Source organism: Streptomyces sp. SX-6 (assembly GCF_059089585.1).
Map to the genome: position 1 here is coordinate 315,595 of NZ_JBTHHU010000003.1, position 12,686 is coordinate 328,280.

At 70.7% G+C, this 12,686-nt stretch carries 11 protein-coding genes; 3 read left to right on the forward strand and 8 right to left on the reverse strand.

Annotated features, from left to right (window positions below; translation table 11 throughout):
* Positions 1–4 precede the first annotated feature (4 nt).
* Positions 5–1,102 (reverse strand): P1 family peptidase, encoded by a 1,098-nt coding sequence (locus tag ACV530_RS05645; RefSeq protein ID WP_494331107.1) that lies wholly within the window; start codon positions 1,100–1,102, stop codon positions 5–7.
* The gene (locus ACV530_RS05650; protein WP_494331108.1) at positions 1,099–2,340 is read right to left on the reverse strand and encodes a low temperature requirement protein A; all 1,242 of its coding nucleotides are present in this window, start codon (positions 2,338–2,340) and stop codon (positions 1,099–1,101) included. Before ACV530_RS05650 ends, ACV530_RS05645 begins: the two co-directional genes overlap by 4 nt.
* 64 nt (positions 2,341–2,404) lie before the next feature.
* Here ACV530_RS05650 and ACV530_RS05655 point away from each other — a divergent pair, with 64 nt between their 5' ends.
* Entirely contained in the window at positions 2,405–2,590 is a 186-nt protein-coding gene (locus ACV530_RS05655; protein WP_494331109.1) for a hypothetical protein, read from the forward strand.
* A gap of 224 nt (positions 2,591–2,814) precedes the next feature.
* Here ACV530_RS05655 and mscL read toward each other — a convergent pair whose 3' ends face one another.
* The 5 genes from mscL to ACV530_RS05680 all read right to left on the reverse strand — a co-directional run bounded on the left by mscL (position 2,815) and on the right by ACV530_RS05680 (position 8,022).
* Complete coding sequence (gene mscL / locus ACV530_RS05660; protein WP_494331110.1) at positions 2,815–3,294, reverse strand: large conductance mechanosensitive channel protein MscL; 480 nt, start codon at positions 3,292–3,294, stop codon at positions 2,815–2,817.
* 431 nt (positions 3,295–3,725) lie between these two features.
* Positions 3,726–4,565 carry an S-methyl-5'-thioadenosine phosphorylase gene (locus ACV530_RS05665; protein ID WP_494331111.1) on the reverse strand — a complete coding sequence of 280 codons (840 nt, stop codon included), beginning with the start codon at positions 4,563–4,565 and terminating at the stop codon, positions 3,726–3,728.
* Between the two features lie 92 nt (positions 4,566–4,657).
* Positions 4,658–4,966: an FmdB family zinc ribbon protein gene (locus ACV530_RS05670; RefSeq protein ID WP_494331112.1), complete on the reverse strand. Its 309-nt coding sequence runs from the start codon at positions 4,964–4,966 to the stop codon at positions 4,658–4,660.
* Between the two features lie 67 nt (positions 4,967–5,033).
* A complete protein-coding gene (locus tag ACV530_RS05675; protein WP_494331113.1) occupies positions 5,034–6,299 on the reverse strand; it encodes an MFS transporter in 1,266 nt (421 codons plus the stop codon).
* Positions 6,300–6,504: 205 nt separating this feature from the next.
* Positions 6,505–8,022: a potassium/proton antiporter gene (locus ACV530_RS05680; protein ID WP_494331166.1), complete on the reverse strand. Its 1,518-nt coding sequence runs from the start codon at positions 8,020–8,022 to the stop codon at positions 6,505–6,507.
* Between the two features lie 186 nt (positions 8,023–8,208).
* Here ACV530_RS05680 and ACV530_RS05685 point away from each other — a divergent pair, with 186 nt between their 5' ends.
* Entirely contained in the window at positions 8,209–11,109 is a 2,901-nt protein-coding gene (locus tag ACV530_RS05685; RefSeq protein WP_494331114.1) for a penicillin acylase family protein, read from the forward strand.
* On the opposite strand, the gene ACV530_RS05690 is transcribed toward ACV530_RS05685, so the two are convergent.
* Complete coding sequence (locus tag ACV530_RS05690; RefSeq protein WP_494331115.1) at positions 11,093–11,701, reverse strand: 5-formyltetrahydrofolate cyclo-ligase; 609 nt, start codon at positions 11,699–11,701, stop codon at positions 11,093–11,095. The two genes, ACV530_RS05685 and ACV530_RS05690, sit on opposite strands and share 17 nt — an antisense overlap.
* Positions 11,702–11,780: 79 nt before the next feature.
* Here ACV530_RS05690 and galU point away from each other — a divergent pair, with 79 nt between their 5' ends.
* Complete coding sequence (gene galU / locus ACV530_RS05695) at positions 11,781–12,683, forward strand: UTP--glucose-1-phosphate uridylyltransferase GalU (protein WP_494331116.1); 903 nt, start codon at positions 11,781–11,783, stop codon at positions 12,681–12,683.
* Positions 12,684–12,686 lie beyond the last annotated feature (3 nt).

Below are 12,686 nucleotides of genomic sequence, written 5' to 3' on the forward strand. Positions count from 1 at the left end.
GCTATCAGTTCTCGTAGAGCTCGCGGTAGGAGGGGAAGACACCGCCCGGCCCGTCCACACTGTCCGCCGCGAGCACGGCCTTGACCATCGCCCGGGTCAGGATGTCGGCACCGGCGGCGAGGATCTCGTTGACGGCGCCGAGGGAGTAGTCGACGCCTTCCGGCAGGTGCTCCTCGACGGGCAGCGGACGGGAACCGGTGGCCAGGGCGAAGATTGTGTCGCCGTCGGTGAGCAGGTGGGCGGGGCGGACGGCGCGGGCCAGGCCGTCGTGGCCGGTGCCCGCGAGCTTCTGGGCCTGCGCCCGGGTGAGCACGGCGTCGGTGGCGATGACCGCGAGCGTGGTGTTGAGCGGCGGGCGCGCCGAGGCGGCGAGCCGCTTCGCGGACTCCTCGCGGGCCTCGGCCAGGGCGAGTTGGGCGGCGCGGTGGCGCTCGGGGGAGGGGCTCTCGGTCCGCGTGGCGCCGTGGAGCGCGCCCGTTTCCGGGTCGACGACGGAGCCCGCGGCGTTGACCGCCGCGAGGGCGGCGACGGTCACCCCGGAGGGCAGGACGACGCTCGCCGTGCCGATGCCGCCCTTGAGCCCGCCCGCCACGGCGCCCATGCCGGCGCCGACGTTGCCCTGCGCGACGGGTGCGCCGGGCGCCGTACGGGCCGCGGCCTCGACGGCGGCGCGGCCGAGCGCGGCACCGGGGCGGGCGCGCCAGTCGCCGCCGCGGCCGAGGTCGAAGAGGGCGGCGGCCGGGACGACCGGCACCAGCTGGGCGGGGTCCGGCCCGACCCGTACGCCCCGGCCCTGCTCCTCCAGCCAGGCCATCACGCCGGAGGCGGCGTCGAGGCCGAAGGCGCTGCCGCCGGTGAGGACGACGGCCTCGATGCGCTGGACGAGGTTGCGCGGGTCGAGCGCGTCGGTCTCGCGCGTACCGGGTCCGCTGCCGCGTACGTCCACGGCGGTGATCGCGCCGCCCGGTTCGGTGAGGACCACGGTCGTGCCGGAGAGGGCGCCGTCGCCGGTCAGCTCCGCGTGGCCGACCCGCAGGCCGGCGACGTCGGTGAGGGCGTCGAGGGGGCCGGTGGGGGTGGTGTGCTGCGTCGCGTCAGTCATGCGGCATGCGTATCACGCGCGGGCGGTGGGGAGTTGGCCGCGTCGCTGCTCACATGCAGGGCGACCCCGACGACGACGGTGGCGACGGACACCAGCCCGGCGGCGAGCACGGCGTGCTGCCCGGCGAACGTACAGGCCAGGAGCAGCACCGAGGCGACGGGCAGCACCGCCTGCTGGGCCGCGCCGCGCTTGTGGTGCCGGGCGTGGATCAGCCACACCGTGAACGCGAAGAGTGCGGCGGGCACGGTGACGGAACTCGCGGCGGCGAGCGCCGAGATGTGGGCCTTGCCGGTGGCCTCCTCGATGGCGACCTCGATGCCCGCGCCGATGGCGGCGGCGGAGGTGAAGATCAGGTAGTGGCCGTAACCCCACAGAAATGCCTGCTTGTTGGAGGCCAGATGGAGGTGGATGGGCACGGCGAAGTAGATCCAGTAGGCGGCGAAGATGATCAGGAGGCCGCCGGCCGCGGTGAGCAGCAAGGTGCTCAGCGCGTGCTTGCCGGTGTGCGCGTCGACCGCGGACTGGACAGCGACCGTGGCCGCCGAGACGGTCTCGCCGAGCACGATGATCGTGAACAGGCCGTACCGCTCGGCGATGTGGTGGGGGTGCCAGCCGGTCTGGTGGTCGCGCTCGGCGATCGGGGGCACGGTCAGCTCGCAGACGGCCATCACCAGGAAGCCCCATGGCTTGGCGTGGGCGGGCAGGAAGAGCAGGCCGAGCCAGCCGATCTGGCACAGGGCGATGCCCGTCGCGTAGCTGAGCGCCGTGCGGCGCTCCTGGCCGGTCGAGCCGCAGGCGGCTCGCAGCCACTGGGAGACCATCGCTAGCCGCATGACGAGGTAGCCGAACCAGACGACCGTGAAGTCGCCGCTGTCGAAGGCGCGGGGTACGCCCGCGGCGAGGATCAGCACACCCGCGATCTGGATCAGGGTCACGACGCGATAGAGCACGTCGTCCGTGTCATAGGCGGAGGAGAACCAGCTGAAGTTCATCCACGCCCACCAGACGGCGAAGAACATCATCGCGTAGCCCTCGACGCCGTGGGCCGGGTGGCCCTCGGCGAGGGCGTGCGCCAGCTGGCGGCCCGCCTGGGCGACGGCGACGACGAAGCAGAGGTCGAAGAAGAGCTCCAGTGGGGTCGCGGCGCGGTGGCTCTCCTCGCGGCCGCGCGCGGCCATGGGGCGCAGGACGCCCCAGCCGCCCCATGACCGGTCGGGTGCGGGGTGCTCCTCGCTCATACGGCGATTGTCGCCGTGACCGGCGCGGGGCGCGCGCGGAGGCGGCGCCCGTACGCTGGGGGGTATGAGTGCTTCCCCTTCGCCCGAGCCGTCTGTGCCCGTCCCCTCCGGCCTGGTCTTCGACGACCCGCTGGACCGGCAGTCGTCGGACGACACGGATGCGGGTTGGGGGGAGAGGGGCTCCTCCGGAGGCGGTGCGGCTGCGGATCTGGCGCGCTTCCTGGACGAGAAGCCGCCGCATCATCTGTGAGGGGTGCCTGCGCCCCAGTCCCACCCTTTCACCGTTTCCCGGGGCTCCGCCCCCGGACCCCCTTGTCGCGGCTCCGCCGCTCGGCCTCAAGCGCCGGCCGGGCTACAAGTCAGCCCGTCCGGCGATTGAGGACAACCGCGCGAAGCGCGGTTTCGGGGCCCGGGGCGGAGCCCCGGAGGAGACGGTGAGAGGGCGGGACCGGGGCACAACCCCTGCAGCGCGGTCTAGCGCGGGGCCGGAACCGAATCCGTGCCCGGGCCCCGGCGCTGCTCGATGAGCGTGTCGCGGATCTGCGCGAGAAGCTCGATCTCCGTGGGCGCGGAAGCCTTCTCCTCCGTCGGGGACTTCGCGGCCTGCCGGTCCTGCCAACGCTTCATCGGCAGGATCATCAGGAAGTACACCACCGCCGCGGTGATCAGGAACGTGAGCGAGGCACTCAGCACCGAACCCCACTGGATGAAGACACCCTTGGTGACCTCACCCGCCTTGTTCGTGACGCAGGGACCCTTGATGCAGGACGAGTAGCGCTCGAGATCCTGTGTGCCGAAGGCGCCCACAACCGGGTTGATCACGCCCTTGACCACAGAGTTCACGATGTTGGTGAACGCCGCGCCGATGACAACGGCGACCGCGAGGTCGATCACGTTGCCCCGCATCAGGAATGCCTTGAAGCCTCCAAGGACCCCTGTCTTCTTCTCGCCCACCGAGCAGCCTCTCTGTGCACACCAATGTTCCGGAATGGTCGATTCCACACCATACGAGACGGTCCGGGCTGTCTGTCCAATCGTTGAACACGATCAGCCCAGATACCCCGGAAGCAGCTGTGAGCCGCAGAAGATCAACGCACCGGCGGCCGCCAGACACCACATCGCTGCACCGCGCCGACGGCGTCGGCGCGGGCCCACGCGGACGGGGGCGAAGAGCGGCACCACACGCGCGGGCGGGGGCGCGCAGGGCCGCTGGGGGAGGGTCGGGACGGGCCTGGCGAGAGGGGACATGGCGACCTCCGTCTGTCGTGGGGAGCGTCCGGTGCACGCTCCCCACGATCCCGGTTCCCGACGGATCCCGCTGAGGGCTGTGGAGGATTGAGAAGTTGTGAACAACCCTGTCACCCTTGGGAGTCAGGGCTTGGGAGTCAGGGCAGTTCGATACCCAGGTCCCAGCCCTCGTGCACGCGGGTGCACAGACAGTCCCGCGCCTCGGTCTTCGGCAGCGCGGTCACCGCGTCGAAGAGCACCTCGCGCAGCCGCGCCGTGTTCTCGGCGAAGACCCGCAGCACCTCGTGGTGGGTGACGCCGTCGCCCGTCTCCGCTCCGGCGTCCAGATCGGTGACCAGCGCCATCGACGTGTAGCAGAGCCCCAGTTCACGGGCGAGGACCGCTTCCGGGTGCCCGGTCATGCCGACCACCGACCAGCCCTGGGCCGCGTGCCAGCGGGACTCGGCGCGGGTCGAGAAGCGCGGACCCTCGATCACCACCATGGTCCCGCCGTCCACCGGCTCCCAGTCGCGCCCGCGCGCGGCGGCCAGCGCGGCCGCGCGCCCGGCGGGGCAGTACGGGTCGGCGAAGGCCAGGTGCACCACCGCGGGGACCGTTCCGTCCGGGAGAGGTTCCCCGTCGAAGTAGGTCTGGGCACGGGACTTGGTGCGGTCCACCAGCTGGTCGGGGACGAGCAGGGTCCCCGGCCCGTACTCCTGCCGCAGCCCGCCCACCGCGCACGGGCCCAGCACCTGCCGTACGCCCAGGGACCGCAGGGCCCAGAGATTGGCCCGGTAGTTGATGCGGTGCGGCGGCAGATGGTGGCCGCGCCCGTGGCGGGGGAGGAAGGCGACCGTACGCCCTGTGAGTTCGCCGAGGAAGAGCGAGTCGCTCGGCGCCCCGTAGGGCGTCTCCACGGTGATTTCGGTCACGTCGTCCAGGAACGAGTAGAAGCCCGATCCTCCGATGACACCAATGTCAGCCTGCTGTTCGACCATGCGGCCACCCTAGGGCGTGGCCGTCGCGCACGTACGCCGAAGTCCACCGCCCGGCGGGGACGGTGGACTTCGGCGTACGTGAGATATGCGCGTCAGGCGGCGGTGGAGCTGCTGCTCGACGAAGAAGTCGACGAAGAGGTCGAAGAAGAAGAGGAAGACGACGTCGACGAGGTCGAAGTCGCGGAAGAGCCGGTCTTCGCCGCCGGAGTGCTGCTCGACGACGAGCCGCGGCTGTCGTTCCGGTAGAAGCCGGAGCCCTTGAAGACAATGCCGACGGCGGAGAAAACCTTCTTCAGGCGCCCGTCGCAGTTCGGGCACACGGTGAGGGCGTCGTCGGTGAACTTCTGCACCGCCTCGAGGCCCTCGCCGCACTCGGTGCACTGATACTGGTAAGTCGGCACTTGCTTCCTCCTGGCACTCTCACTCGATGAGTGCTAACGACGCTCCATAGTGCAGTATTCCTGTCCGTCAGTCCACCGAGACGGGCTCACGGTGACCGACCCCACTGGCCGCCACCCGCGAGGCCACGGGCCCGGTCGCCAGCGCCTTGCGCAGCACCAGCAGGACCATCAGCGCCAGCGCCGTGCCGGCCAGCGGCACCAGGAAGCCGCTGTTCGGACCGTGCTTGTCGATCAGGGAGCCACCGATGGCAGCGGCGGCCGCCTGGCCCAGGCCCACGGCGCCGGTCAGCCAGGTGAAGGCCTCGGTACGGACGTCCGCCCGCACCAGCTTCTCGACCAGCGTGAAGCCGGTGATCAGCGCCGGAGCGATGGACAGACCGACGACCAGGCCCAGCCCGCCCAGCAGCGGCAGCGAGTGCACCGCCCACAGCGGGCTGGTGGCCAGCACCAGCACCGGGTAGGCGGCCAGCAGACGGCGCTGCGGGGCGCTGCGCCAGACGACGGCGCCGCAGATGATGCCCGCGGTCATGTTCCCGGCCGCGAAGATGCCGTAGAGCAGGCCGTTGAGGCCCGGCTCACCGATGTGCTCGGTGAAGGCGGCGAGCGAGACCTGCATGCCGCCGAAGACCGAGCCGATGCCCAGGAAGACGGCGATCAGCACCCGCACGCCCGGCACGGAGAGCGCCGAGGCGCCCTTCTTCCGGTCGCCCTCGGCGCGTACCGGCCGCGGCTGGGTGCCCCGCTGGGAGGCGAAGAGCAGGCCGCCGACGATGGTGAGCGCGGCCTCCGCGATCAGGCCGGCCGACGGGTGGATGCCCGTGCACAGCGCGGTGGCCAGCACCGGACCGATCACGAACGTGAACTCGTCGGTGACCGACTCGAAGGCCGCCGACGTGCCCATCAGCGGCGTGCCCGCCAGCTTCTCCGCCCAGCGGGCCCGCACCATCGGGCCGATCTGCGGGGTGGACGCGCCCGCGGGCACCGCCGCGACGAACAGCGCCCACAGCGGGGCGTCCGACAGCGCCAGCGTCACCAGCACCGCGATCGCCGCGGCGTGCACGATGACACCCGGCAGCAGCACCGCGGCCTGCCCGAAGCGGTCCGCGAGCTTGCCGCCCTGGGGGGCGAACAGGGCCATCGACACACCCGCGGTCGCCGAGACGGCGCCCGCGGTGGTGTACGAGCCGGAGGTGTGCTGGACGAGCAGCAGGATGCCGATCGTCAGCATGGCGAACGGCTGTCGTGCCACGAAGCCGGGGAGCAGGAACGTCCAGGCGCCGCGCGTGCGCAGCAGCTGCCCGTATCCGGGCCGGTCGGTAGCCGTGGTTGCCACGGCTTGGCCTTTCCGCCACCTGGTAGCGCGCCCGCACAGCCACGGAGCGCGCCGAGAGCTGTCCTCTCGCGCAGGACCGTGGTAGATGCCGGTTCCGGCCGCCGTGCGGTCGCGCCAGCCCTGCATCAGGCAGAGTTGGTTCGGGGTTTTGTAACAAACGCTGTCAGTAACAAAGAGTGAGGCCCCGAGCGCACACTCGAACGGCCTACTTCCTCTCTACCATACCTGGGGCACCCCTGGTTCCTGTAGTACCCAACCACCCCGCGAGCTTGCCGCCCTCGCCGACCGCCCGCAGCCGTTCCTCGGCCGCGTCGCGCACCGGGTCGGTGGCCACCACGAGCAGTTCGTCGCCGTGCCGCAGCACCGTGCTGGGCAGCGGTACGAAGCTCGAGCCCTCCCGTACGACCAGCGTGACGGCCGATCCGGCGGGCAGCCGGAGCTCGGCGACCTCCACGCCGTGCATCTTCGAGGTGTCCGGTATCGCGACCGACAGCAGATGGCCGCGCAGCCGCTCGAGGGGCGCCGATTCGATGCCCAGGTCCTCGGCCTCGGTCTTGCCGAGGTCGAGGTGACGGGCGAGCCAGGGCAGGGTGGGGCCCTGCACCAGGGTGTAGACGATCACCAGCACGAACACGATGTTGAAGATCCGGCGGCTGTCCGGGACCGCGGCCACCATCGGGATGGTGGCCAGCACGATGGGCACCGCCCCGCGCAGCCCGGCCCATGACAGCAGTGCCTTCTCCTGCCACGGGGTGCGGAACGGCGCCGTACTCAGGAACACCGACACCGGCCGGGCCACCACGGTCAGCACCAGGCCGACGATCAGGGCCGGGAGTATGTCGGAGCCCAGCTCGTGCGGGGTGACGAGCAGACCGAGCAGGACGAACATGCCGATCTGGGCGATCCAGCCGAGCCCCTCCGCGAAGCCGCGGGTGGCGGGCTGGTGCGGCAGCTTGGCGTTGCCCAGGATCAGCGCGGCGAGGTACACGGCGAGGAAGCCCGAGCCGTGCGCGAGCGCGCCGCCGGCGTAGGCGACGGTGGCGATGGCCATGACGGCGATCGGATAGAGGCCCGAGGCCGGCAGGGCGACATGGCGCAGGGTGTACGCGCCCAGCATGCCGACCGTGAGGCCCGCGGCGGCGCCGATGGCCAGCTCCAGGGCGATCTTGCCGATCAGCATGTACCAGTGGTCGACCGGTCCGGTGGCGGAGAAGGCGACGACGAGGATGACGACGGGTGCGTCGTTGAAGCCGGACTCGGCTTCCAGAACACCCGTCAGACGTCCGGGGAGCGGAACGTTGCGCAGGACGGAGAAGACGGCCGCCGCGTCCGTGGAGGACACGACCGCGCCGATGATGAGTGACTGACGCCACTCCATGCCCGTCAGATAGTGCGCGGCCGACGCCGTGATGCCGACGCTCACGGCGACGCCGAAGGTGGAGAGCAGGGCGGCGGAGGGCAGGGCGGGTTTGATCTCGTGCCACTTCGTGCCGAGACCGCCCTCCGCGAGGATCACCACGAGGGCGGCGTAGCCGATGACCTGGGTCAGGCCGACATCGTTGAAGTGGACGCCGATGCCGTCCTGGCCGATCGCGACGCCTATGCCGAGATAGATGAGCAGGCTGGGAAGCCCGCTGCGGGACGAGATGCGGACCGCTACGACCGCGACGAGCAGCACGAGCGAGCAGATCAGCAGGAGTTCGTTGAGGTGGTGGACAGTCAGGGGCCGCTCCCATCACTAGCCCCATCGGCCGGTGGAACGTTCCGTCAGCCGATGGGAACTTCATTTCCTCATCTAACATTTTACGGGTTCTTAACGCCTGTCCCCAGCCGCGTCCGGCCTCCGGGCGCCCTGCGCCTATGGTTGCTTCCAGCACTCCAGGACCACCCTGCCCCGCGAAGGACAGCGATGCCCGCCAACAAGACCGGCCCTTCCGGCAAGAAAAAGAAGGGGCGACGTGCCCGCCTGCTCGTGATCACGCTCGTGCTGCTGCTCGTCGCGGGTGTCGGCTTCGGCGGCTACTGGACCGTCAGCACCGTCCGCGCCTCCTTCCCGGAGACGACCGGCACCCTGCGCCTCAAGGGCCTGACGGGGCAGGTCACGGTGGAGCGGGACGGCAACGGGATACCGCAGGTGTACGCGGACAACGCCGAGGACCTCTTCCGCGCCCAGGGCTTCGTCCAGGCCCAGGACCGCTTCTGGGAGATGGACGTCCGCAGGCATCTGACGGCGGGACGGCTGTCCGAGATGTTCGGCTCCGGACAGGTGGAGACGGACGCCTTCGTACGGACCATGGGCTGGCGCCGGGTCGCGCAGCAGGAGTACGACACCAAGCTGTCGCCGGCCACCAAGAAGTACCTGCAGGCCTATTCCGACGGCGTCAACGAGTACCTCAAGGACCACCAGGGCAAGTCGCTGTCCGTCGAGTACGCGGCCCTGGAGTTCGAGAACGACTACAAGCCCGAGAAGTGGACCCCGGTCGACTCGGTCGCCTGGCTCAAGGCCATGGCCTGGGACCTGCGCGCCAATCTGCGCGATGAGATCGACCGCTCGCTCGCCTCGACGCGGCTGAGCCCCAAGCAGATCGACGAGCTGTACCCGCCGTACCCGTACGAGCGGAACAAGCCGATCGTCGAGGGCGGTTCCTACGACTCCGTCACCAAGAAGTACGACCCCAAGGGCACCCCGGACGAGACCTCGCAGAACTCCACCGGCACCCCCGGCACGACCGGCACCGGCACGACCGGCACTGGCACGACCGGCACCGGGACCGGGACGACCGGCACCCCCGGCACGTCCACCGGCACCCCCGGTACGTCCGGGACGCGCGGTTCGTCCACCGCGCCCGGCACCACCCCGACCACCGGCGGGTCCGCGGGCACCGGGCTGCGCAGCGGGCTGTCCTCGCTGTCGAAGACCCTCGACAAGCTCCCGGCGCTGCTCGGCCCCAACGGCAACGGCATCGGCTCCAACTCCTGGGTCGTGTCCGGCAAGTACACGACCACCGGCAAGCCGCTGCTGGCCAATGACCCGCACCTGGCACCGCAGATGCCCTCGCTCTGGTACCAGATGGGGCTGCACTGCACCAAAACCGGACCGCAGTGCCCGTACGACGTCGCCGGTTACACCTTCGCCGGCATGCCGGGCGTCGTCATCGGCCACAACCAGGACATCGCCTGGGGCATGACCAACCTCGGCGCGGACGTGGCCGACCTCTACCTCGAGAAGGTCTCCGGCAGCACGTACCTGTACGACGGCAAGCAGATGCCCCTCGTCACCCGCAAGGAGACCGTGAAGGTCGCGGGCGGCAAGGACCGCGAGTTCACGGTCCGGTCGACCGCCGACGGCAAGCCGATCGTCTCCGACCGCAACGACGAGCTGGGCAAGGTCGGCCAGGACGCGCCCGTCAAGGACCCGGCCCCCGACCGCTCGGAGGGCTACGCGGTCTCGCTGCGCTGGACCGCCCTGACGCCCGGCAGGACCATGGACGCGATCTTCGAGCTCGACCGGGCCGCGGACTTCAAGCAGTTCCGTTCGGCGGCGGCGGACTTCGACGTCCCCTCGCAGAACCTGATCTACGCCGACACCAAGAACCACATCGGCTACCAGGCGCCCGGCAGGATCCCGGTGCGCGGCAAGAACAACGACGGCAGTCTCCCGGCGGCCGGCTGGGACCCGGGCTCCCGCTGGACCGGCTTCCTCCCGCAGTCCGCGCTGCCCTGGGACTACGACCCCAAGCGCGGCTACATCGTGACGGCCAACCAGCCGGTCATCGACCAGAAGTACCCCAACAAGCTCACGACCGACTGGGACTACGGCACCCGCAGCCAGCGCATCAACGACTTGATCCAGTCGAAGATCAAGGACGGCGGGAAGATCTCGACCGACGACATGCAGAAGATGCAGATGGACAACAGCAGCGAGATCGCCAAGCTGCTGACGCCCTACCTGCTCAAGGTCAAGGTCAAGGCCGCCAACGCGAAGGAGACCGCGTACGTCCGCGAGGCCCAGAAGCTGCTGAAGGACTGGGACTACCACCAGGACGCCGACTCGGCCGCCGCCGCGTACTTCAACGCGGTCTGGCGCAACACCCTCAAGCTCGCCTTCGGCAACAAGCTGCCCAAGGAGCTGCGGGTCAAGGGCCAGTGCCTGCGGGTCCGCCCCAACGACTCGGGGCCGCAGGAGGACCTGGACGGCAACACCCGTCTGGTCAACGAGTGCGGCGAGCGTGACCCGGACGAGGCGCAGCCGGACGGCGGCGACCGCTGGACCGAGGTCGTGCGCGGCATCCTCGACAAGCCGGACAGCCCGTGGTGGAAGACCCCCGGCACCCGTGCCGTCCCCGGTGCGGCCGGCCGCGACGAGCTGCTGAACAAGGCCATGCAGGACGCGCGCTGGGAGCTGACCTCCAAGCTCGGCAAGGACGTCAACTCCTGGAGCTGGGGCCGGCTGCACCAGCTGACCCTCAAGAACCAGACGCTCGGCAAGGAGGGCCCCGCGATCGTCAAGTGGCTCCTCAACCGCGGCCCGTGGAACCTCGCCGGCGGCGAGGCGGCGGTCAACGCCGTGGGCTGGAACGCGGCGGGCGGCTACGACGTGGTCTGGGTGCCGTCGATGCGGATGGTCGTCAACCTCGAGGACCTCGACAAGTCCCGCTGGATCAACCTCACCGGCGCCTCCGGGCACGCGTACAACGCGCACTACTACGACCAGACCGACAAGTGGGCCAAGGGCGAGCTGCTGCCGTGGGCCTACAGCCGGGACGCGGTCAAGAAGGCGACGGAGGACACCCTCACGCTGAAGCCGTAGCGTCCGGGAACCGGCGCACGCCGCCGGGAGTGATCACCGCGTGAACGGGGTGGTCGTGCGGTTCCTCCGGGACCCGCGCGACCACCTCGTCGTCGTAGAGCAGCACGATCAGGGCGGGCGAGACCCCCGCCCGCTCCAGCCGGGCCAGCACGCGGTCGTACGAGCCGCCGCCGCGCCCCAGCCGCATGCCCCGGCCGTCCACGGCGAGTCCCGGCAGCAGCACGGCCCGGGCCCCGGTCACGGCGTCGGGCCCGAGCCGCTCGCCGTCCGGCTCCAGCAGGCCACGGGCGGCGCGGACCAGGTGGGCGGAGCCCCGGTAGCGGCCCCAGTCGAGATCGTTGTCCGGCAGCAGGACCGGCAGCAGCACCCGCACGCCTCGTGCGTGCAGCGCGTCCAGCAGGGCGCGGGTGCCGGGTTCCGTCCCCACGGAGACGTACGCGGCCACCGTCCCCGCCCCCGCGAGCTCCGGGAGCTCGAGCGCGCGCCGCCCCAGAGCCTCCTGCGCCGCCTCGCGCGCGCCGGCGCTCAGCGCAGTCCGGCGGGCGAGCAGATCGCGCCGCAGGGCGGCTTTGGCGCTGTCCTGCTTGTTCATGTTCGTACAAACTCCTTTTCGCGGTCCATACTCGGTGGAGCCGTATATTCCGTCTCTGGCTCTGGATAGTGTTCGACCCATGACTCAAGCGCGCCCTCGGATCAGCAAGGCTGTCATCCCGGCCGCCGGCCTGGGAACCCGCTTCCTCCCGGCCACGAAGGCCACCCCCAAGGAAATGCTGCCGGTCGTCGACAAGCCGGCGATCCAGTACGTGGTGGAAGAAGCGGTCGGTGCGGGCCTGTCGGACGTCCTGATGATCACCGGTCGCAACAAGCGACCGCTCGAGGATCACTTCGACCGCAACTTCGAGCTGGAGGAGGCCCTGCGCCGCAAGGGCGACGAGTCCCGGCTCGCCCGGGTCCAGGAGTCCAGCAACCTGGGGACCATCCACTACGTGCGGCAGGGCGACCCCCGCGGCCTCGGCCACGCGATCCTGTGCGCCGCGCCGCACGTGGGCGACGAGCCCTTCGCGGTGCTGCTGGGCGACGACCTCATCGACGCCCGTGACCCGCTGCTCTCGCGCATGGTCGAGATCCAGCGCCGGCACGGCGGCAGTGTGGTCGCGCTCATGGAGGTCGACCCCTCCCAGGTCCACCTCTACGGCTGCGCGGCCTTCAAGCCCACCGACACCGAGGACGTGGTCGAGATCACGGGCCTGGTCGAGAAGCCCGACCCCGCCGAGGCCCCCAGCAACTACGTGATCATCGGCCGCTACGTTCTCGACCCCGCCGTCTTCGGCGTGCTGCGCGAGACCCCGCCCGGCCGCGGCGGCGAGATCCAGCTGACCGACGCCCTGCAGGCCCTCGCCGCCGAGCCCGGCCTCGGCGGCCCGGTCCACGGCCTGGTCTTCAAGGGCCGCCGCTACGACACCGGGGACCGCGGCGACTATCTGCGGGCCATCGTCAGGCTCGCCTGCGAGCGCGAGGATCTGGGGCCGGACTTCCGGGCCTGGCTGCGGAGTTATGTCACCGAGGAGATGTAGCGA